The 20,212-nt window shown below is 53.3% G+C and carries 29 protein-coding genes and 1 pseudogene; 27 read left to right on the top strand and 3 right to left on the bottom strand.

Annotation, left to right across the window (positions count from 1 at the left end; all coding sequences use genetic code 11):
- Nucleotides 1-46: 46 nt before the first annotated feature.
- From ACYIA1_RS09305 to ACYIA1_RS09295, 3 genes are read left to right on the top strand one after another with little or no spacing between them, the layout of a single operon-like run.
- The gene (locus ACYIA1_RS09305; RefSeq protein WP_181035911.1) at nt 47-328 is read left to right on the top strand and encodes a hypothetical protein; all 282 of its coding nucleotides are present in this window, start codon (nt 47-49) and stop codon (nt 326-328) included.
- A gap of 10 nt (nt 329-338) precedes the next feature.
- The gene (locus ACYIA1_RS09300; protein ID WP_252199434.1) at nt 339-476 is read left to right on the top strand and encodes a RagB/SusD family nutrient uptake outer membrane protein; all 138 of its coding nucleotides are present in this window, start codon (nt 339-341) and stop codon (nt 474-476) included.
- A 25-nt stretch (nt 477-501) separates the two neighbouring features.
- The gene (locus ACYIA1_RS09295; protein WP_229040303.1) at nt 502-837 is read left to right on the top strand and encodes a RagB/SusD family nutrient uptake outer membrane protein; all 336 of its coding nucleotides are present in this window, start codon (nt 502-504) and stop codon (nt 835-837) included.
- A gap of 1,190 nt (nt 838-2,027) precedes the next feature.
- Here the strand turns inward: ACYIA1_RS09295 and ACYIA1_RS09290 are convergent.
- Entirely contained in the window at nt 2,028-2,201 is a 174-nt protein-coding gene (locus tag ACYIA1_RS09290) for a hypothetical protein (RefSeq protein WP_164674624.1), read from the bottom strand.
- Between the two features lie 121 nt (nt 2,202-2,322).
- On the opposite strand from ACYIA1_RS09290, the gene ACYIA1_RS09285 reads away from it, so the two are divergent.
- From ACYIA1_RS09285 to ACYIA1_RS09240, 10 genes are all read left to right on the top strand, one after another.
- Nucleotides 2,323-2,739, top strand: a complete 417-nt coding sequence (locus tag ACYIA1_RS09285) for a DUF3408 domain-containing protein (protein WP_074908871.1) — start codon at nt 2,323-2,325, stop codon at nt 2,737-2,739.
- 25 nt (nt 2,740-2,764) lie between these two features.
- The gene (locus ACYIA1_RS09280; protein ID WP_074908868.1) at nt 2,765-3,151 is read left to right on the top strand and encodes a DUF3408 domain-containing protein; all 387 of its coding nucleotides are present in this window, start codon (nt 2,765-2,767) and stop codon (nt 3,149-3,151) included.
- 95 nt (nt 3,152-3,246) lie between these two features.
- Entirely contained in the window at nt 3,247-4,035 is a 789-nt protein-coding gene (locus ACYIA1_RS09275) for a ParA family protein (protein WP_074908865.1), read from the top strand.
- A 146-nt stretch (nt 4,036-4,181) separates the two neighbouring features.
- The gene (locus tag ACYIA1_RS09270; RefSeq protein ID WP_074908862.1) at nt 4,182-5,111 is read left to right on the top strand and encodes an amidoligase family protein; all 930 of its coding nucleotides are present in this window, start codon (nt 4,182-4,184) and stop codon (nt 5,109-5,111) included.
- The gene (locus ACYIA1_RS09265) at nt 5,108-5,341 is read left to right on the top strand and encodes a hypothetical protein (RefSeq protein ID WP_008766505.1); all 234 of its coding nucleotides are present in this window, start codon (nt 5,108-5,110) and stop codon (nt 5,339-5,341) included. Before ACYIA1_RS09270 ends, ACYIA1_RS09265 begins: the two co-directional genes overlap by 4 nt.
- Before the next feature lie 296 nt (nt 5,342-5,637).
- On the top strand, nt 5,638-6,438 hold the full coding sequence (locus ACYIA1_RS09260) for a ParA family protein (RefSeq protein WP_480335093.1): 801 nt from the start codon (nt 5,638-5,640) through the stop codon (nt 6,436-6,438).
- A 6-nt stretch (nt 6,439-6,444) separates the two neighbouring features.
- Nucleotides 6,445-7,101, top strand: a complete 657-nt coding sequence (locus tag ACYIA1_RS09255; RefSeq protein ID WP_074908859.1) for a hypothetical protein — start codon at nt 6,445-6,447, stop codon at nt 7,099-7,101.
- A 684-nt stretch (nt 7,102-7,785) separates the two neighbouring features.
- Complete coding sequence (locus tag ACYIA1_RS09250; RefSeq protein ID WP_085938935.1) at nt 7,786-8,001, top strand: DUF4134 domain-containing protein; 216 nt, start codon at nt 7,786-7,788, stop codon at nt 7,999-8,001.
- Between the two features lie 10 nt (nt 8,002-8,011).
- A complete protein-coding gene (locus ACYIA1_RS09245) occupies nt 8,012-8,362 on the top strand; it encodes a DUF4133 domain-containing protein (RefSeq protein ID WP_074908856.1) in 351 nt (116 codons plus the stop codon).
- Nucleotides 8,325-10,703: a TraG family conjugative transposon ATPase gene (locus ACYIA1_RS09240; RefSeq protein ID WP_480335090.1), complete on the top strand. Its 2,379-nt coding sequence runs from the start codon at nt 8,325-8,327 to the stop codon at nt 10,701-10,703. Before ACYIA1_RS09245 ends, ACYIA1_RS09240 begins: the two co-directional genes overlap by 38 nt.
- On the opposite strand, the gene ACYIA1_RS09235 is transcribed toward ACYIA1_RS09240, so the two are convergent.
- Both ACYIA1_RS09235 and ACYIA1_RS09230 read right to left on the bottom strand, forming a co-directional pair.
- Nucleotides 10,644-11,627 (bottom strand): ISAon1 family transposase, encoded by a 984-nt coding sequence (locus ACYIA1_RS09235; protein WP_016270043.1) that lies wholly within the window; start codon nt 11,625-11,627, stop codon nt 10,644-10,646. The genes ACYIA1_RS09240 and ACYIA1_RS09235 overlap by 60 nt on opposite strands.
- Nucleotides 11,593-11,973 carry an ISAon1 family transposase N-terminal region protein gene (locus tag ACYIA1_RS09230; RefSeq protein WP_016270338.1) on the bottom strand — a complete coding sequence of 127 codons (381 nt, stop codon included), beginning with the start codon at nt 11,971-11,973 and terminating at the stop codon, nt 11,593-11,595. Before ACYIA1_RS09230 ends, ACYIA1_RS09235 begins: the two co-directional genes overlap by 35 nt.
- A 65-nt stretch (nt 11,974-12,038) precedes the next feature.
- Here ACYIA1_RS09230 and ACYIA1_RS09225 point away from each other — a divergent pair.
- The 14 genes and pseudogenes from ACYIA1_RS09225 to ACYIA1_RS09160 all read left to right on the top strand — a co-directional run.
- A pseudogene (locus ACYIA1_RS09225) lies at nt 12,039-12,251 on the top strand (TraG/VirB4 family ATPase); the annotation flags it as partial.
- Nucleotides 12,252-12,281: 30 nt separating this feature from the next.
- Nucleotides 12,282-12,908 (top strand): DUF4141 domain-containing protein, encoded by a 627-nt coding sequence (locus tag ACYIA1_RS09220; RefSeq protein ID WP_074910852.1) that lies wholly within the window; start codon nt 12,282-12,284, stop codon nt 12,906-12,908.
- Nucleotides 12,909-12,931: 23 nt separating this feature from the next.
- Nucleotides 12,932-13,951, top strand: a complete 1,020-nt coding sequence (traJ, locus tag ACYIA1_RS09215) for a conjugative transposon protein TraJ (protein WP_480335088.1) — start codon at nt 12,932-12,934, stop codon at nt 13,949-13,951.
- Between the two features lie 36 nt (nt 13,952-13,987).
- Nucleotides 13,988-14,611: a conjugative transposon protein TraK gene (gene traK / locus ACYIA1_RS09210; RefSeq protein ID WP_074910857.1), complete on the top strand. Its 624-nt coding sequence runs from the start codon at nt 13,988-13,990 to the stop codon at nt 14,609-14,611.
- A 2-nt stretch (nt 14,612-14,613) separates the two neighbouring features.
- Nucleotides 14,614-14,949: a hypothetical protein gene (locus ACYIA1_RS09205; RefSeq protein ID WP_244155015.1), complete on the top strand. Its 336-nt coding sequence runs from the start codon at nt 14,614-14,616 to the stop codon at nt 14,947-14,949.
- A gap of 1 nt (nt 14,950) precedes the next feature.
- The gene (locus tag ACYIA1_RS09200; RefSeq protein WP_234154693.1) at nt 14,951-15,133 is read left to right on the top strand and encodes a hypothetical protein; all 183 of its coding nucleotides are present in this window, start codon (nt 14,951-14,953) and stop codon (nt 15,131-15,133) included.
- Nucleotides 15,134-15,190: 57 nt separating this feature from the next.
- Nucleotides 15,191-16,240, top strand: a complete 1,050-nt coding sequence (gene traM / locus ACYIA1_RS09195; RefSeq protein ID WP_234154694.1) for a conjugative transposon protein TraM — start codon at nt 15,191-15,193, stop codon at nt 16,238-16,240.
- Between the two features lie 36 nt (nt 16,241-16,276).
- Nucleotides 16,277-17,170 (top strand): conjugative transposon protein TraN, encoded by an 894-nt coding sequence (traN, locus tag ACYIA1_RS09190; RefSeq protein ID WP_074910865.1) that lies wholly within the window; start codon nt 16,277-16,279, stop codon nt 17,168-17,170.
- A gap of 4 nt (nt 17,171-17,174) precedes the next feature.
- Nucleotides 17,175-17,762 carry a conjugal transfer protein TraO gene (locus ACYIA1_RS09185; RefSeq protein WP_074910867.1) on the top strand — a complete coding sequence of 196 codons (588 nt, stop codon included), beginning with the start codon at nt 17,175-17,177 and terminating at the stop codon, nt 17,760-17,762.
- A gap of 20 nt (nt 17,763-17,782) precedes the next feature.
- Nucleotides 17,783-18,277 carry a TraQ conjugal transfer family protein gene (locus ACYIA1_RS09180; RefSeq protein WP_074910870.1) on the top strand — a complete coding sequence of 165 codons (495 nt, stop codon included), beginning with the start codon at nt 17,783-17,785 and terminating at the stop codon, nt 18,275-18,277.
- Complete coding sequence (locus tag ACYIA1_RS09175; RefSeq protein WP_211435803.1) at nt 18,267-18,590, top strand: hypothetical protein; 324 nt, start codon at nt 18,267-18,269, stop codon at nt 18,588-18,590. The genes ACYIA1_RS09180 and ACYIA1_RS09175 overlap by 11 nt, the downstream gene beginning before the upstream one ends.
- A gap of 183 nt (nt 18,591-18,773) precedes the next feature.
- Nucleotides 18,774-19,238: a hypothetical protein gene (locus ACYIA1_RS09170; RefSeq protein WP_074910872.1), complete on the top strand. Its 465-nt coding sequence runs from the start codon at nt 18,774-18,776 to the stop codon at nt 19,236-19,238.
- Between the two features lie 5 nt (nt 19,239-19,243).
- On the top strand, nt 19,244-19,597 hold the full coding sequence (locus tag ACYIA1_RS09165; RefSeq protein WP_225700288.1) for a hypothetical protein: 354 nt from the start codon (nt 19,244-19,246) through the stop codon (nt 19,595-19,597).
- 112 nt (nt 19,598-19,709) lie between these two features.
- Nucleotides 19,710-20,177 carry a hypothetical protein gene (locus ACYIA1_RS09160; RefSeq protein ID WP_074910874.1) on the top strand — a complete coding sequence of 156 codons (468 nt, stop codon included), beginning with the start codon at nt 19,710-19,712 and terminating at the stop codon, nt 20,175-20,177.
- Nucleotides 20,178-20,212 lie beyond the last annotated feature (35 nt).

Genomic DNA, 20,212 nt, shown 5'->3' with positions numbered 1-20,212 from the left:
ACTGAAAAATACAGAAGGAGATAAGCCGGTTATAATAATTTTATGAATCTACAAGATGGAAATTACAGATTTAATCAAGGAAAGGGAAAGTGTAAATGTGTCAGACATTTATATCTATCTTTATGAAGATGGTCCCGTCGTTTTCGATGTTTCTGCCGTCCACTTGCAGTTTTACTTTCCTGAAATGGAGATGGAAAGTGTGCTTTGCAGCGACAGGAGACATCACAAGCTCATACGAGGGTTTTCGCTGGAACCAATGCTGAAACGTTTGGCACAATACCCATGTCTGGTTGACGGCGAGTGTATCAGGGTGATGGAAGTATTGTGATCCTTAGGGCATGGGAAACGCAACCGATGAATTTGTCGAAACAATCAGTCTGAATCCGAACAGTACGACTACCGATCGCCATGTCTGGATACTTTTCAGGTATGCAGAGGTATTGTTGAACTATACGGAAGCTTTTGGCTTATGGTAATCCAGATTATACCGATAATGCGTTTATGTCATCCCCACGGGCAGCCATCGACAAACTGAGGGCACATGCCGGAATGCCGGGAGTTGCTTCGGATGATTTTCTTGAACGGATCAGGAATGAACGCCGAGTGGAACTCGCTTTTGAAGGGCACCGGTTCTGTGATACCAGAAGATGGAAAATCGCTCCTCAGACAATGGATATCTATGTGGTGGAGATTGAGAAACAGGACGACAGATTGATTTATTCCCGTCAGTTTGTTGACAAATGTATACGGAGTGACAAGGAATACCTGTATTCTATATCCGATGAAGAATTACTTAAAAATCCGCTTTTAAACAGAATCTTAGTTGGAAAAAATTAAATGAGTTGAGAAGTTACTTCAATTTTGTTTGTGGTGGCGTCTTTTTTGCGGGCTATTGCCTACTCTTTATGGAATAATATTTTTGACATATCAAATACACCTTCCCGATTTATCCCAATGATATTTATTCATAACAGTAGATGACATGAAATGTTATAAGAAAGCAAGCTCCACAATCTTTTCAATCACTCATTGAATAAGATTGTGCACTCAATTTCCATGTAATATTTTTACAGATTATATGCTCCATAAAAAGTTTTCTGATTTTTTAAATATGGTAAATTGCTTCTGTTTTTAATGCGATTGTCTTTCCACTTACAAACATACCGACTCTGGAGGCAAAGGCTGAAATGGTTTGTCGGCGTATTCGCCGTTAAACCGTTCGTTTTCGGTTAAACGAAAACACAACTTGCTGTCCGCAGGAGCGGACCACGTTTCTCCAATAATTATTGTGTATCAGGTTGTTGTGTGGATATTTTCCTGTGGTTTGTGGTTTTTTTCCATTAGATATTTGCCGGCTGTTCTCCCCATTAAAGGGTGGATATCTCTTCATAACCATGTGACTTACGCCCATAATTCGGGGATGAGGAGGCGAATATACGGGAAATCAACTCTTTCCATACCTTATTCTCCATTAACGGATTGTTACTTCTACACTTCTGCAAATGGAGAACGGACATATAGCCGTGTACAATTTATGGTTTTCCTTCATTGTCTCCATTAACGGATTGCTACTTCTACACTTCTGCAAATGGAGAACGGACATATAGCCGTGTATGACTTATGGTTTTTCTTCATTGTCTCCATTAATGGATTGCTACTTCTACACTTCTGCAAATGGAGAACGGGCATATAGCCGTGTATGACTTATGTTTTTTCTTCATTGTCTCCATTAATGGATTGCTACTTCTACACTTCTGCAAATGGAGAACGGGCATATAGCCGTGTACGTCTTATTGATTTCTTATCATTGTCTCCATTAATAGATTGCCACTTCTACACTTCTATAAATGGAGAACGGACATATAGCCGTGTACGACTTATGATTTTCCTTCATGTCTCCATTGATGGATTACCACTTCTACACTTCTGCAAATGGAGAACGGGCATGTAACCGTGTACGCCTTATGGCTTCTTTTCATCGTCTCCATTAACGGGTTACTACTTATACACTTCTGCAGACCGATAATTTAAGAATCCGTATCAGGACGGATGTGTGCTCCCACACCTGCCCATAAGGATTTAAAAGGACCGGTGGACAAGGAAACGGAATCCCGCCGCTTCTCCACGCCGCTACGGCAGCGGGCCTCTGACGTCACCTCCGCATAGGAATAACCGTTCGAACGCAGCGTCATGTGTATCATGACAATAACCGACTTTGGATGACTATAAGTGACAGGTGGTTCCGTCCTGTCCTCTTCTTCCTTTATTTTGTATTCCGATACAATACCAGTTGTATAATTTAATAATTTAAGATTTTAAGATATGAACTCAGAAAAAGAAAAGAACCGGCTTTCCGATATCGTTCTCGAGAGGGTCGGACTCACGGGGAACCTTCTGTCAGATCCCGTTTCCCCATCCCCGGAACCGGCGATGAGGATGCCGGGGTATGAAAGGCCGGTGGGGGCAGGGAAAGTGACAGACCCGGAAGAATACAAGAGGAGGTTTCTGGTTCCCGCTCCCAAGGCCGCTGAGTGGAAGACCGCATACATTGACGGGAGACTGCACCGCCGGATCGCCATGCTGGTCAGGGCCGCCGGTTGTGGCAGCATCTCCGGCTTTATCATCCGGCTGCTGGAGCTCCATATGGAGGAACACAGGGAGGATATCGCCGCCCTGCTCGGTGAGGTCTACCGTCCCTGGGATGAGGACGGGCAGCCGGGAGGAACGGCCCGCCGATAAAACGTTGTCATCAAGAAGGCATATCATGACAGGAAAGAACGTAAAAGACCGGATGGGTCCCGGCGGGATGGACGCAGACCGCATCCGTGAGATCATGGGGGAAGCGCCAGCCTGTCCCCGGCAGGGACGTGGAACGTCCGGTAACGACATTATGCGGCCCGCAAGGAAAAACGGCCCCATGCAGCCGTCCGTCTACGGGAAGGAATACCTGCATGGCATTGCGGGCGTGCAGCGCCGGTCGTTGCATATTCCCGCCGCCCTGCACCGGAAACTGTCCATTCTGGCGGGAGCCTCGAGAAACGGGAAGGTCACGCTGGAGGGGTTCATCAACCACCTTGTCTCGCGGCATCTGGAAGAATACAGGGAAACGGTGGACATGATTCTGGAGGAGTCCCTGCCCGGCCGGTCATAAAGGCCCGTTCCCCATGACAGGGGATCTCCCCCGGTGTGAGCATCGTTTTTTTGTTTCAGAAACAATAGTGTTTAACATTTAATGGAAAAAGAAGTATGATGAAAAAAGAAAAAGAGTTGTTGGTTGCCATCGCCAGCCAGAAGGGTGGCGTGGGAAAATCCGTCTTTACGGTACTGCTGGCCAGTGTCCTGCATTACCGCAAAGGCTTGCGTGTGGCGGTTGTGGACTGTGACTCCCCGCAGCACAGCATCGCCCTGATGCGTGAGAGGGACATGGAGAGTGTCATGAAAAATGACGACCTGAAGGTAAACCTGTACCGGCAGTACGAGAGAATCCGGAAGCCTGCCTATCCGGTCATCAAAAGCGACCCGGAAAAGGCAGTGGAAGACCTGCGGCGTTATATGGACGAAAAAGGGGAGACTTTCGATATCGTGCTCTTCGACCTTCCCGGAACGCTCCGCAGCGAGGGGGTGGTCCATACCGTCTCCGCGATGGACTATATCTTTGTCCCGCTCAAGGCGGACAACATCGTCATGCAGAGTTCCCTGCAGTTTGCCAAGGTGCTGGAGGAGGAGCTGATCGCCAAGGGGAACTGCAACCTGAAAGGGATCCGGCTGTTCTGGAACATGGTGGACAGGCGGGGCCGGAAGGACTTGTATGATGCCTGGAACCGTGTCATCCACAGGATGGGGCTGCGGCTGCTGTCCTCACACATCCCGAACACCCTCCGCTACAACAGGGAGGCGGATACTGTCTGCAAGGGTATCTTCCGCTCCACGCTGTTCCCGCCCGATCCCCGTCAGGAGAAAGGCTCCGGCCTTCCTGAACTGGTGGAGGAGATATGCCCCGCCATCGGTCTGGAGGAATCCGACACCGACCGGTAGCGGATGTTAGGGTACAGACACCTTAAATAAGGACTTTTAGCCTAAGACAAAGTAAGCTAATAGCATGATAATAAGGCTCTTATAATTACGACTTCTCCTATAAAAGCATTACCTTAGCAGTATAATAATAAAGGAGGTAACAAATTATGAACGAGCAAGTTAGAAGCATTTTAGCACAAGAAACAACAAAGACAAGCAAGATCCGGCAGCTGTTCCTTCTGGGAGTTCCCCGTGCGGAAATCGCAAGAGTGGTGACCAACGGCAATTACGGTTTTGTAGTGAACGCCCTGCGCCGGATGAGTGAGCGTGAGAGCGGTCTGAATACCCATCCGGCGACAGTCGCACTGGATTACACTTTCAACCGCAAGTTCGGTATCGAGATCGAGGCTTACAACTGCTCCCGTGAACGGCTCGCCCGCGAGCTTAGGGAAGCCGGTATCGAGGTTACGGTAGAAGGCTACAACCATACCACCCGTCCGCATTGGAAGCTCGTGACGGACAGCAGTCTGAACGGCAACGACACCTTCGAGCTGGTCAGTCCGATCCTGGTCGGTGAAACCGGGTTACGGGAACTGGAGAAGGTCTGCTGGGTGCTTGACCTGTGTGACGTGAAAGTGAACGAGAGCTGCGGGCTTCACGTGCATATCGATGCCGCCGGTTTCAGCATGGCGACCTGGCGTAACCTGGCCCTGAGTTACAAACATCTGGAATCGGTCATCGACAGGTTCATGCCGGCATCCCGCAGGGATAACTACTATTGCAAGGGATTGGGCCATGTATCTGATGAGACGATACGCTCGGCCAGGACGGTGGACGAGCTGAAAAACAGAATCGGCAACCGTTACCACAAGGTGAATCTCGAAGCTTATTCACGGCACAAGACGGTCGAGTTCCGCCAGCATTCGGGAACGACCAACTTCACAAAAATGCGTAACTGGGTGCTGTTTCTCCATAAATTGGTTACCTTTGCCACAAGGGGACAGGTGCCCGCAGCCACCGCGCTCCGTGACATCCCTTTCCTGGACGATGAACAGAAACTATATTATAAACTGAGGACTAAAAAATTATCGGCATGAACAAGCATATGTATATTTTGGCAGACGGCGGCAGGATTGCCGCCTCCGACCCTTCCGAGTTTGTACGCGTCCTGCGTGAGGGCAGCTGGTTTGACAGCGGGTGCACCGACGGGGAGTACATGGTGAATTTCTCCGGGCGGTACAGGGAACTGCACGGGGTGACGGTGAGGACCGACACGCCGGAGCATTTCATGGACGACCTGAAAAAGTACGGTTATATCAAGGGCTGAGAAGTCCGCCCCTTTATTATTGCGATCCCCGCCGGTCTTGAAATGTGCTGGCGGGGATTTTTTCTTTTTCCATGGAACCGGATGTCCTCCGTATCCTGTTTTCCAAAGGGAGGCTGGCTTCACGACTCCCTTCGGGAAAGCATTTTTTTCTTTTCACCGCCCCTTCCTCCATGACAAAAACTGACTATCCATGACAATACATGACAGGGTATTTGAGGTCATTCCGCTTGTTATTTCCTTTGTGGCATGAAACGGCAGGAAAGCTTGCCGGAAATAACCATAAAAAAGAAATGCACATGAAAAAAGAACCTTTGTTTATCGCATTTGCCAGCCAGAAGGGAGGAGTCGGCAAGACTGCCTTCACCGTGCTCACGGCCGGTATCCTGCGTTACCAGCGGGGATACAACGTTGTCGTGGTGGATTGTGACCCGCCCCAGCACAGTATCGGTCTGATGCGGGACCGTGACCTGGAATGCGTCAAGGAAAACGATTCCCTGAAAATGGCCCTTTACCGCCAGTACAAACAAAAACCGCAAAAGGCCTATCCGATCATCAAAAGCGAGCCGGAGAACGCGGTGGAGAACTTTTACCGTTATATGAGAGAACAGGAGACAGAGTTCGATATCGTGCTGTTCGATCTGCCCCGCGCATTCCGCTACATGGGGATGATCCGTACCCTGGCCTTGATGCACCACATTTTCATTCCGCTAAAAGCGGACGATGCCGTGATGCAGAGCACACTGCAGTTTGCCTCTGTAATCCGGGAGGAACTGGTTTCCCATGAGGACTATCCCCTGAAAGGAATCCATCTTTTCTGGAACATGATCGACAAGCGGGAGGACAAAGGGACCTTCGAGGTGTGGAACAAAACCATATGTGACTCAAAACTGCACCTGATGACAACCTGCGTCCCGGAGACCAAACGTTACAATCGGGAAGCAAGCAGCATGCAAGGCGGCATTTTCCGTTCCACCTTGTTGTTACCCGACAACCAGCAGGTAAAAGGTTCGGGACTCATGGAGCTGGTGGATGAGATATGCGGTATCATCGGTCTTGCGGAAAAACAAGGGGAATCCCCCATGACAAACCTTATGTAGACCGGTATGGAGTACGCATTCATCCTTCTGTTCCTGTACACCTCTTACCTGAGCGTAGAGAAGTACGTCCACACGGGCAGCGTCCTTAAATGGAGGGGCGGACAGCGTCCTGCCTCCGGTCTTCCGGTGAAGGAAGAACCGGCGGAACCACGGGAGAAAACGTCCGAGGAAGCTGTCATCGGTAGAAGCCGGTACCGGTTATGGCAATCCCCGCCTATGGACGAGGAATACGCGATGAGCGAAAAGCGGACGGATACGACCATGAAAGGGAGAAAGGCACCCGTGCCCGAATTCCCCGCCCCTTTCGGAAGACCGGAGGACGGTGAGGTGCCGGAACGCTACGAGATCACCGGTTATGTGGAACGTCCCGATCCGCACCGCGCCAGAGGCGTGACCTTTGACGACATGGACCTGCTCTCCAGGTTCATGGCCACGGACCGCCTTTCGGAACCGGAACGGTCCCATGCCCGCCAGACACTGGAACGGCTGGAAGGGACCGACATGGAACGCATCCTGCAGGCCGGCATCCTGGGCAGCGACGAGACATTGAAACGGTACATGGAACTGTACGTGGACAGTGACAGGGAGCCGCTCCTGCTGGCGGGAAAGGACAGGGAAAGCATAATCAGAGATTTCGATATCATGGATTTCATACCCCGATAACCAATAATATTATAATGTATGGCGAAGTATCATGATTCAAGCTGATCCGCATCGCGGACATTTTTCCAAGAAAGCAAAAGCCGCCGAGCGGCAAAGTCGGATTTAAAAGAAGGAGGTAACGATGACCGGATATTACGATTCGGGATGATCCCGGAATCCCGTCCCCGAAGAAAACTGACATTACGTTAAACAGGTAAAAAAAGAAGTATGACAAACGGATATTTCGACTCAGGATGATTTCCTCCGGTAGCGGAAAGGGAAAAATACAACCATCCAAAGAAAAAGTACAATGACAAACGGATATTATGACTCGGGATGATCCGGCGGACATCCCATTCTGAAGAGAGAATAACACGAGTGACGAACAATTAAGGAAGGAGGTAACTATGCGAGGTTATTATGATTCCGGCTGATGCCGGTAGTAAACATGTGGTTGCAAGGACAAGCCGCGGGCATCCGGCCTGCGGCCTGTTAAAAAAGAAAGTCTAACATTTTAATCATACAGGTATAAAAACAATGATACATTCAAGATCCCATTCATTTTTAAGATTCTCCCCTATGGGCAAAGTGACGGACGTATTTGTATCCCTTATCGGGCGCATACCGGCAAAAACGGTCTTCCTGCTGGCATGACTGGCCACATGAACAGCCCCCGCGTTCGCCGTCGGTGACGGGTCCGCCGGGCTGGTACAGGCCACGCAGATGGTGACCTCGTACTTTGATCCCGCCACCAAGCTGATCTATGCGGCCGGTGCGCTCTGCGGGCTTATCGGAGCCATAAAAGTGTATTCAAAGTTCTCGTCAGGCGATCCCGATACGGGTAAAGTTGCCGGCAGCTGGTTCGGAGCCTGCGTGTTCCTGATCGTGGCCGCCACCGTCCTGAGGGCGTTCTTCCTGTAATCCGGCGGTCATGGAACATAAAGTGAACAAAGGGGCCGACCGGGGCGTGGAATTCAGCGGGCTGCAGGCGCAGTATCTCTATGTCCTTGCCGGGGGCCTACTCTCCGTCTTCCTCGTGTTCGTCATCCTGTACATGGCCGGGGTGAACCGGTGGTTCTGCATCCTCTTCGGGATAGTCTCGGCCTCGACCCTGGTCCTCACGGTCTTCCGCCTGGGCAGGAAGTACGGTCCCCACGGACTGATGAAACTGGCCGCGGCAAAGTGCCGCCCCTTCCATATTATCAATCGTAAACGTATCATTTCACTCTTTAAACGAAGCAGTCATGAGAAACATCCTGAAAGCGGCAACACTGGAAAGTAAGTTCCCGGTCCTCTCGGTCGAAAGGGGATGCATCCTCTCCAAGGATGCGGACGTGACCGTCGGCTTCAAGGTACGCCTGCCGGAGCTGTTCACCCTCACCTCGGCGGAGTACGCCGCCATGCACGGGGCGTGGGTGAAAGCCATAAAGGTGCTGCCCTGTTACACGGTCGTCCACCGACAGGACTGGTTCCTGGAGGAAAAATACAGGGCCGTAACTGGCCGGGACGACATGGGATTCCTGGACCGCAGCTTCGAGCTGCATTTCAACGAGCGTCCCTTCCTGAACCATTACGCCTACCTGTTCATTACCCGGACTACCCGCGAAAGAAGCCTGCAGCAGAGCAACTTCTCCATCCTTTGCCGGGGGGCCATCATTCCCCGGGAGGCAAGGGACAGGGAGGCGGTGGTCCGGTTCATGGAGAGCGTGGACCAGTTCGAACGCATCATGGGCGATTCAGGGCTGGTGGGGCTTGAACGCCTCACGACGGACGAGATTGTCGGTACCGGAAAGAAGGCCGGCATCATCGAGAAGTATTTCTCCCTCTCGCAGGAGAACACCACCACACTGAAAGACATCAGCCTTTCCCCCGCGGAAATGCGTATCGGAGACGAGATCCTCTCGGTGCATACGCTTTCCGACGCGGACGACCTGCCCGCCGCGGTGCGGACGGACGGGCGGTTCGAGAAGTATTCCACCGACCGCAGCGACTGCCGCCTCTCCTTTGCCGCCCCCGTGGGGCTGATGCTTTCCCATAACCATATCTATAACCAGTACGTGTTCATGGACGATCCGGCCGACACCCTTCAGCGTCTTGAGAAGACGGCCCGGAACATGCAGTCCCTCTCACGCTACAGCCGCGCCAACCAGATCAACCGCCAGTGGATCGAGGAATACCTGAACGAGGCGCATTCCTTCGGCCTGATCCCCGTACGCTGCCACTGCAACGTCATGTCCTGGGCGGACAGCCGGGAAAGACTAAGGAATGTCAAGAACGACACCGGTTCGGCACTGGCACAGATGGGCTGCAAGCCCCGGTACAATACCGTGGACGCGCCGACCCTCTACTGGGCGGGCATCCCCGGCGGGGAGGGTGATTTTCCCGCTGAGGAGTCTTTCCATACGTTCATCGAGCAGGCGGCATGCCTCTTCATTGGGGAGACGAACTATGCGTCCTCTCCCTCGCCATTCGGCATCAAGATGGCGGACCGGCTGAGCGGCAGGCCGCTGCACCTGGACATCTCGGACGAGCCGATGAGGCGGGGCATCACGACCAACCGCAACAAATTCATCCTGGGACCTTCGGGCAGCGGCAAGTCCTTCTTCACCAACCATCTCGTGCGCAACTATTACGAGCAGGGCGCGCACATCCTGCTGGTGGACACGGGAAACAGCTACAAGGGGCTGTGCCGGCTCATCCATGAGCGTACCCGCGGGGAGGACGGGATCTACATAACGTATGAGGAGGACCGCCCGATCACCTTCAATCCCTTCTACAGCGAGGACCGGCAGTTCGACGTGGAAAAGAGGGAGAGCATCAAGACGCTGATCCTGACGCTTTGGAAGCGGGAAGACGAGGTGCCGAAACGCTCCGAGGAGGTCGCCCTTTCCGGCGCAGTGAACGCCTATATCCGCAGGATTACGGAAAACCCGGAGCTCCGGCCGGACTTCAACGGGTTCTACGAGTTCGTCCGTGACGACTACCGCCGGATGATGGAGAAAAAGAGGGTGCGCGAGAAGGACTTCGACATCGACGGGTTCCTGAACGTGCTGGAGCCGTTCTACAAGGGAGGGGACTATGACTTCCTCCTGAACTCGGACAAGGAGATCGATCTGACCCACAAACGGTTCATCGTCTTCGAACTGGACAACATATCATCGAACAAGGTGCTGCTTCCGGTGGTGACGCTCATCATCATGGAGACGTTCATCTCCAAGATGCGCCGCCTGAAGGGCATCCGGAAGATGATACTGATCGAAGAATGTTGGAAAGCCCTGATGTCGGCCAATATGAGTGCCTATGTCTTGTACCTTTTCAAGACGGTCAGAAAGTATTTCGGGGAGGCGGTGGTGGTCACGCAGGAGGTGGACGACATCATCTCGTCCCCGATCGTGAAGGAGGCCATCATCAACAACTCGGACTGCAAGATCCTGCTGGACCAGAGGAAGTACCTCAATAAGTTCGAACGGATACAGACCCTTTTAGGACTGACCGACAAGGAATGCTCGCAGATCCTCTCCATCAACCGTGCCAACGACGGCTCACCCGATAAACCTGGGGGATTAAGCATACAGCTTTGTAAGTCTGAAAAGAAAGAATTTTATATCCGTTACTCCTCTTAAAGCAGCTCTAAACGCCTTAATTTTAGCATTAAAAGACTCTGCAAATGCATTAGTTGCCCTGTTTACAAAGAAGTTCAAGACTTCATCATAGTGCTCGTAAAGTGTGGCGGCAATAACATTGAAACTCTTAAAGCCAGAGTCGTCCACTTTGTTGTACCATCGTGCAAGCGAGAGTCTTGCTGCATCTTTGACGGTATTCTTGGAAAATATCATTCTTAGGGAATGTGTAAGCGAATAGGCTTCTTTAAGATCAGGATACGTTTCAAAGAGCACCTCAGCTCTTTGTCTCTGACTTTCCGTCCATTTGTCGGCAGATTTAAAAAGCAGATATCTGCTGCGAGCCAACAACTGCTTGTGGGTATCACCATTTGCAAGCACAATTGGAGTGTATGCTTCGCCCAGGCATTTGGCTTCTTCCCTGGCATCCGTGTCTGCTTGAATGGCATCCCATCTATGCGCGATACGCATCTCCTGCAAGGCATCACATGCAAGTTTCTGTATATGAAAGCGGTCTATGGTACGCATTGCATTCGGGAAACAGCGTCTGGCTATAAGTCGCATGGAATTCGACATATCCATTGTTATCTCCTTAACCAACAGTCTCTTGTCCTCGTCAATGCGCATAAGTGCTTCCGTGACAGCATCTGCCGCCACACCCTTTACAATAGCAATGATGGTACCTTTACCTCCACGTGAAGATCTGTTGCTTACTATAGTGTACAGCTCACCGTTGCTTGGAGCCGTTTCGTCAATGCAGATGCTTTCACCAATGTTCTCTGGAAAGACAAGCCAGTCTTCTGCATGTGAGAGTTCTGACCATTCACGATAGCCGCTGAGCACTTCCTTGTATTGCTTTTCAAACGTATCCCCGTTTATGTGATAATAGCGGTCAAGCGAACGGGAGGTCGTAGGAATCGTCTCCATACACTCCTTTTAAAAAAGCCGCAAACTCCTTGGAGTAGCGGGTTTCTTCAGCCTTCAGGTCGTAAGAGTCGGAGAAGTATCGGTTATTCTGCTTGTCATACCATTTGCGTCTTCTGACAATTAGGTCAACACCTTTATCGCGGATTGGAAAGTCACGTATAGTTACGGCTTCACAGAACCCTTTGGATTCAATCTCTGGGTTCTCTTTATATTCAGCCTTAACCGATTCATCAAGATAGATGCGGATAAGGGATGCCTCTTCTTCTACACGTACTACTTCAAAATTTGAAAGTATCTCTGATGGCAGAATCAACTGTGCCAATGCTAATAGTCCTTGATTGTTCATGGTACAAAGGTGCAAATTTTCTATAGAATTAAAGAATTTTCCCCCTGATTTATCGGGTGAGCCCCAACGACCCCTCACGCCGGTACAAGGAGGTATGAATTGGACTGGGAGGTGTGCAGTCGGCTGTCTATGCCACGGAGACCTCCACAGCCGAGTACCTTACCTACACGACGGAGGAGAGCGAGAAGCTGGAAGTGGAACGGATGGCGGCAAAGACCGGCAGCATGGAACAGGCCATACGGGTACTGGCCGCCGAAAAGAACAGCGGCAGGAAATAATCTTTGTAAAACATTTAAAAGAACGATTCAATGAGACGAAAAATTTTCAGCGCATTGTGCGCCTTTTTACTTACCGTACCGGCCATGCACGCGCAATGGGTGGTGACCGACCCGGGCAATCTGGCGCAGGGCATCGTGAACAGCGTCAACGAGATGGTGGAGACCTCCGAGACGGCGCAGAACGCCATGTCCACCTTCAAGGAGGCCTCGAAGATCTATGAGCAAAGCCGGAAATACTACGACATGCTCAAGAGCGTGAACTCGCTGGTGAGCGGGAGCCTGAAGGTCAAGGAGTCCGTGCTGATGCTCTCGGAAATCTCGGAGAGCTATGTGACGAACTACGGGAAGATGCTCACCGACGAGAACTACACGCAGCGGGAGCTGGAGGCCATCGCCTTCGGCTACAACAACATCATGAAGAAAAGCAGCGCGTCCGTGGCCGAGCTGAAGGACATCATCAACCCCACCGGCATGTCCATGACCGACAAGGAGCGGCTGGACCTCATAGAAAGGGTGTACCGCGAGATGCGGCATTACAGGACGCTGGTGAACTACTATACCCGAAAGAACCTGCGCGTCTCCTACCTGCGGGCCAGGGAGAAGGGCGAGACCGAACAGGTCCTGAAGCTTTACGGGGAGAACGAACGCTATTGGTAAACCTTTAAAAAGATACAGACTATATGGTATTGCTATCCCTATCTTTCGACAGCCTGCACGGTATCCTGCGCCGGCTGTATGACGAGATGACCGAACTCTGCCAGCCGATGATGACGCTGGCCACGGCCATCGCCGCCCTGGGTGCGCTCTTCTACATAGCCTACCGCGTGTGGCAGTCCCTCTCGCGTGCCGAGCCGGTGGACGTGTTCGGCATGCTGCGCCCTTTCTGTCTGGGCATCTGCATCCTGTTCTTTGACGTGATCGTGCTGGGGAGCCTGAACGGTATCCTGAGCCCCGTCGTGCAGGGAACGGGTGCCATGCTCCACGACCAGACCTTCGACGTGAGGAAGTTCCAGGAGGAAAAGGACAGGCTGCTCGCCGAGATGCCCCTGAAGGTGGCCGTGACCGGGGAGTTCAATCCCACGGACGAGGAGCTGGAGAAGGAGATCGCCGACATGGGCTGGAACGGGGAGGACTACGCGGTGATGCAGCGGATGTCTCATACCTGTTACTCGTTCTCCCTGCAAAGCATCGTGCAGACCATCATGCGCAAGGTGATGGAGTTCCTTTTCCGCGCCGCCTCGCTGGTGGTGGACACGATCCGCACCTTCTTTCTCATCGTCCTCTCCGTGCTGGGGCCTATAGCCTTCGCTATCTCGGTCTTCGACGGTTTCCAGGGCACGCTCGTCCAGTGGCTGGCACGGTATATCAGCGTATATCTCTGGCTGCCCATCTCCGACCTGCTGGGGGTGATGCTCGCCAGGATACAGACGCTGGTGCTGCAAAGCGAGATGGAAATGATACAGGATCCCCTGAGCGTCTTCTCCCCGGACGGATCGACAGCCATCTATCTGGTGTTCATGCTCATAGGGCTGGTGGGATATTTCTGCGTCCCTACCGTGGCGAACTGGGTGGTCCAGGCCGGAGGCATGGGGGCGTACAACCGGAACATGAACAACACGGCAAGCAAGGCCGCCAACGTGGGCGGGGCCGTAGCCGGGGCATCCACGGGCAACGTGGCCGGAGTGCTGCTGAAAAAGTAAAAACGACTGAATAATAACATTCATTCATTTCAAGACATGGAATTCAAGAGCTTAAAAAACATCGAGTCCTCGTTCAGGCAGATCCGCCTGTTCAGTATCGTCTTTCTCGCCTCCTGCACCCTCCTGACCGTTTTCTCCGTCTGGAAGTCCTACCGGTTCGCCGAGGAGCAGCGGGAGAAGATCTACGTGCTGGACGAGGGAAAGTCGCTTATCATGGCCCTCTCGCAGGACGCCGCGCGCAACCGCCCGGTGGAAGCGAGGGAGCACGTGCGCCGCCTGCACGAGCTGTTCTTCACGCTGGCCCCCGACAAGGCGGCCATCGAGTCGAACATAAACCGGGCGATGTACCTGGCCGACAAGAGCCTGTACGGGTATTACCGGGACTGGAACGAGAAAGGTTTCTACAACCGGCTCATCAGCGGGAGCGTCAACCAGACGGTGGTGGTGGACAGCATGAGCTGCGATTTCGACAGCTATCCCTACCGCGTCACCACCTATGCCCGGCAGATGATCATCCGGGGGAGCAACATCACCGAACGCTCCCTGGTGACACGCTGCCGCCTGCAGAGCACGGTCCGCTCGGACAACAACCCGCAAGGGTTCCTTGCGGAGCATTTCGAGATTCTGGAAAACAGGGACCTACGTACCGTGGAAAGGTAACGGTGTCCCGCAGTAATCAATCATTCAATAATATCTGGAAAATGGATATAAAATCAACGGCAAGGGAAAGGCTGAAGGCATATTTGGACGGCCTTTCCGAGAAACAGAGACGGGGCATCCTCGTGGCGATGCTGGCCTTCACCTGCATCGCATCGGGTATCGTCCTGCTGCGCGCCGCCGGCCGGCTGACACCGGCAAGGGAGCGCATGGAGCTTCCCTTCGGGGAAGGCAGCCTCACGGATACCCTGCGCAGGCTGCCCGATCCCCTGAAAGGACAAGTAACAAGTATTTACCGGACCATTAAACAACCCCAGCAGAATGGAAAACAGGAAGAGTAACATGGAAGAAGGACACGTGCCCGCCGGGGAAGCCCCGGAAGACACACGGCCGGCGGAAGCCGGGGATATCCCCTCCAAAGGGACAAAACCGGAAAAGCGGCTTAGCGGGGAGGAAATCCTGCGCCGCAGGAAATACATCGTCATACCGGTCTTCGTGCTGGTATTCCTGGCTGTCCTCTACTGAATATTCGCCCCTTCCGGTGACAACGGGGAAACGGTGGCGGGCGGTTCCGGATTCAACGTGAACGTACCGGACCCGGCAGCGGTCCAACTGGAAGGGAATAAAACGGACGTTTATGAAAGACAGCAGGTCCGGCGTGAGAAAGACAGACGGATGCAGTCGCTCTCCGACCTTGCCGGAAGGTTATTGGAAGGTAAGGGACAGACGGACAGCGTATCCGGCCCGGACGGAAGCATACGGCAGTCGGCGGACACCTACGAAAGGATCACCGAGCAACTGGAAAGTTTCTACGAGACACCGCAGGGAACAGCCGATGGTACCCTGAAGGAAAAAGTGGACGAACTGAGCCTCCGGCTGGAAGAGGCAGAAGCGGAAAACCGGCGAGCGGAATCCCGCGAGCGGATGATGGAACAGTCCTACCGGATGGCCGCCAGGTACCTGACCCCCAACCCGGAAGGCTCGCCCGGCGAGGCGAAGGAGGAAGAAAAGCCGGAGCCTGTCCCTGTCAGCCGGGCGGAGAGCGGAACGACCTCCGCCCTGGAGCAGCCGCTGACGGATTCCGCGTTTGTCGCCTCACTGGCCGTGGAGAGGAACTACGGTTTCAACACGGCGGTGGGCAGCAGCTACCGGATGGGGATGAACACCATCCCGGCCTGCATTTCCGAGAGCCAGACCCTCGAGCAGGGAGGACGGGTGAAGCTGCGCCTGCTCGAGCCCCTGCAGGCCGGAAGCGTCACCATACCGGCCAACAGCCTGGTGACCGGTACGGCCGACATCCGGGGGGAACGTCTGGACATCCTAGTAAGCAGCATCGAATATGCCGGGAATATCATCCCGGTAGAACTAGCCACATATGACATTGACGGGCAGCGGGGCATCTTCGTGCCGGGATCGGAAAGCCGGACGGCCGCCAAGGAAGTATTGGGGGACGTGAGCCAGAGCATGGGAGGCAGCATCTCCTTCGCCGGTTCCGCCGGGCAGCAGGTGGCGATGGACCTCACGCGGGGTGTCCTGCAAGGCGGGACACGGTTCATCTCGCAGCGGGTCAAGGCGGTCAAGGTAAAGCTGAAGGCCGGGTACAAGGTGCTGCTGGTCACAAAAAAGCAATAACAAAGTTTAACTGTAATTTTTAAGCAATCATTCAAGATGAGAACATTCATTCTTTTAATTATGGCTGCGCTGGCGGGGATGACCTGCCGGGCGCAGGAGCGCAAGCCGGAGGGCGGAGTCAGGATTCTGACCGCCGGCCAGCACATCACGCCCTACAGGATCGGCGTGCCGTTCAGCAAGACGGTTCATATCCTTTTCCCCTCGGAGGTCCGCTATGTCGACCTGGGCAGCACGGACATCATCGCGGGCAAGGCGGACGGCGTGGAGAACGTGGTGCGCGTAAAGGCGGCTGTCCGGGATTTCCCCGGCGAGACGAACTTCTCGGTCATCACGGGCGACGGCTCGTTCTATTCGTTCCTCGTCTCCTACGAGGAGGAGCCGGAAGCGTTGAACATCAATATGGACAGCCGGTTTCCGGCAGAACCCTCCACTGAGGGAAGCGCCGTCCGTGTGACCGAGCTCGGCGAGGAGGACCCTTCGGTCATCGCCAGCCTGATGTACACCGTACACCGTCTGGACCGCAGGGACGTGAAGCACATCGGCTGCCGCCAGTTCGGGATGCAGGCCCTGCTCAAGGGCGTCTATGTGCATAAGGACCTGCTGTTCCTCCACATCTCATTGGCCAACTCCTCGCATGTGCCCTTCGACATTGACTTCGTGCGCTTCAAGGTGGTGGACAAGAAAGTGGCCAAGCGAACGGCACAGCAGGAGACCTACATCGAGCCGGTGCGCGCGCTCAACGAGCTGAGGCGCATAGAGGGCAAGGGGGAAGGACGCATCGTCTATGCTTTCCACAAGGTGGTCATCCCCGATGACAAGCTCATCGAGGTGGAGATTTACGAGAAAGGCGGCGGACGCCACCAGCGGTTCCATATCGAGAACAGTGACCTGGTGGACGCCAGACTGGTGGACGAACTGATAAAGGAGTAATTCTATGAGGAAATATCTGTTTATAATAATGATGTGCGTCTTCCTGTCCTCTTTGGCGGGCAAGGTTTCCGCCCAACGCTACCTGCCCGGGCAGATGGGGCTTGAACTGAGGCTGGGCGGCGTGGATGACTTCGGAAGGAACGTAAGGCACCTGAGGGGGAATTTCCAGATCGGACTGGCCCTGAGCCGTTACAACCGCAACCGCTCGCGCTGGGTATTCGGGGCGGATTATGTGAAGAAGCATTACGCCTATAAGAAAATAGCGATTCCCAAGGAGCAGTTCACCGCGGAGGCGGGCTGTCTCTTCCCGTTCCTCTCGGACAGGGGCAGGAACGTGTTCCTCTCCGCCGGCCTGTCCGCGCTGGCCGGTTATGAGAGGGTAAACCGGAATGGCAGGCTCCTTTATGACGGGGCGACCCTGCTGCACAAGGGTGCCTTCATCTACGGCTTCGCCCCGGCATTCGAGATGGAGGCGTACCTGACCGACCGCTGGGCTTTTCTTTTCAATGTCCGGCAGCGTGTCTTCTTCGGATCGTCCGTAGGACATTTCCATACGGTAGTGGCCGTCGGACTGAAATATATCATCGATTAATCTTTTAAGAACTGGAAACAATGAAATTAGGAACATTCATCATGGGATGCGCGCTGGCTCTGCTGGCGTACACCCTCGCCGGCTGCGACGACCGTCTGGAAGTGCGGCAGGCATACGACTTCTCGCTCTCTTCCTGGTACCTGCAGGAAGGCATCGCACCCGACGAGACGGTGGAGATCCGTCTGACGCTTGACCGCGAGGGGGATTACCGGGAGGCCCGTTACCGCATCGGATACATACAGCTGGAGGGTGACGGTGAGGTGTTCGCTGCGGACGGCACCAGACTGGTGAACCGCGAGCTGACGGAGCTCTCCGGCATCGCGGGGCTGGACACGACGGACATCCTCCGTCAGATATTCACCCTCTTTTACCGGAACACGGGAGAAGATAATCCCGGGATCCGATTCGTGGCGGTGGACAACTTCGGCGTGGAACGGACACTGGACATCCCGTTCTCCATAGAGGATAAAGATATGGCCGACATCGTTAAAAATAAGTTATCATATGTTGATTAGGAGAGTTTGGCAAATGCCCAACAGTCGTACATTCAGTATCAAGCCTATTCGGGAACTCATTCAAAAATACGCAAACGGCTATATCATAGATCCGTTTGCGGCCGGGAACAGGCTTGCGAACGTAACGAATGATATTGATCCCCAGTATGATACTGATTTTCATATGGATGCCACGGATTTCCTGAATTTATTTAAACTGGATAGTGTGGATACGGTTCTATATGATCCTCCTTATTCTCCACGGCAAGTTGCGGAATGTTATAAAGCGTTAGGGATCACGGTCAATATGCAAACCACCCAGGCTTCATACTGAAGCAGGCAGAAAGAGGCCATCGGCCGAATTGTAAAAAAAGGAGGCATTGTAATCACCTGCGGATGGAACTCTGGTGGAATAGGCAAGAAATACGGTTTTGAAATCATAGAGATCCTATTGGTCGCCCATGGCGGGTGGCATAATGATACGATCGTGACAGTGGAAAAAAAAGTATTATAGAATATGACGGAAGAGGAAAAATACGGCATGGAGCGGCTTGCCGAGTATCTGGACATGCGGATACGGAACGAGGAAAAAAGCATAAAGGAGAACCGGGATAAACTGGACCGGGATTACCTTTATCACTTTGCGTGGAACGGGGAGGAGCTGTTCAAGTCCCATTTCATGGTAAAGCGATACGGGGAACTCCGGCAGGTAATCAGGCAGGCGGAAGCTCCCGGAGAGGTACATGGATATATACGGCATAAACGGGAGGAATGCCTGAAGGAGCTGGTCAGCGGGAGTATCCGCAGGCGTAGCACGGACGACATTTTCAATCTGGCACATACCTACCGGCTGGAATGTATGCAGAGACTGGTCAAGGATTATGCGGGCTTCGAACGGCTTCTGTCCATGAAGGCTCCCCAAAAGGAGATAAAAACGAAGAAGGCCCCTGAAAGAAAGAGGCAGGACGGATTAAAGATGTAACGTATATGAGGCAGGAAAACTGGATCGTCCGCAAACTACGGAAATTGCTGGACAACAAGATCGCAGCCGTCGAGAATGCCATGCGCGAGGGGTTGGAGTCCGCCTCTACGGACTACTGCCGTTTCTTTGAGTGGAAAGCCGCGTACCTGTACAAGGGGGAGCTACTGCGCGGGCATTACCGCCTGTTACGTAATAAAGTCAGCAGGACGGATGACGTGGAGGATCTGAAGAGGTATTTCGGGGATATCGCCATGTACCACAGGGAAAGGCTGGCGGGCGGACGTCGGCGGGAAGCGGCACCCACCCGATGGCGGACACCTGCCGCGCGCTGTCGCTGGAATGCTCGCGGCAGGTGCTGAAAGATTGCATGGAGTTCTCGCGTATCCTTTCCCTGGACAGCCGGAAGAGGACATGAAAAAGGAAAACAGACAACCCATAAGACATAGGACAAACGGATTAAAACGATAAGGTATGGAAAGACAGAACCCAGGCATGGTCCGGTTTATGGACCGGCTGAATGAGAAAATGGAACTCCTGGACGAAAAGATCCAGAACAAGGCGGCAAAAGCCGGTGAGGATTACCTCTCCTTTTTCGAGTCACACGCGGAAGAGGCGTACAAGGAGTATTACCTGTACAAATGTTTCAGGGACTTGAGACAGAAGGCAAGGGAATCGGGCAGTCCGGAAAAAGTGTTGGAGTATCTGAAAAAGAGGCAGAATGTCTGCCTAGACACGTTGCTCAGGCAGGACATCGCCGCCCGCAGTACAAGCCCGATGGCGAACATGGCGCACACGCTGCGGCTCGAATGCGTCCAGCAGCTCGTGGAGGATTACGGGCATTTCATCCGGATACTTGCCGACACGCTACGGCAGCAGGAGACGCGGCGGGATACCCGGACACTCAGGGAAAAGGAAAACCGGAGGGGGCCAAAACTATAGCCTTCCCGTTCCCGGATGAGTACGGGAATAAAGAA

The sequence above is a fragment of the Parabacteroides sp. KHUB-02 genome, assembly GCF_056640955.1.
The sequence above is the reverse complement of the archived record's forward strand: the minus strand, read 5'-3'. Positions and strand labels throughout refer to the sequence as shown.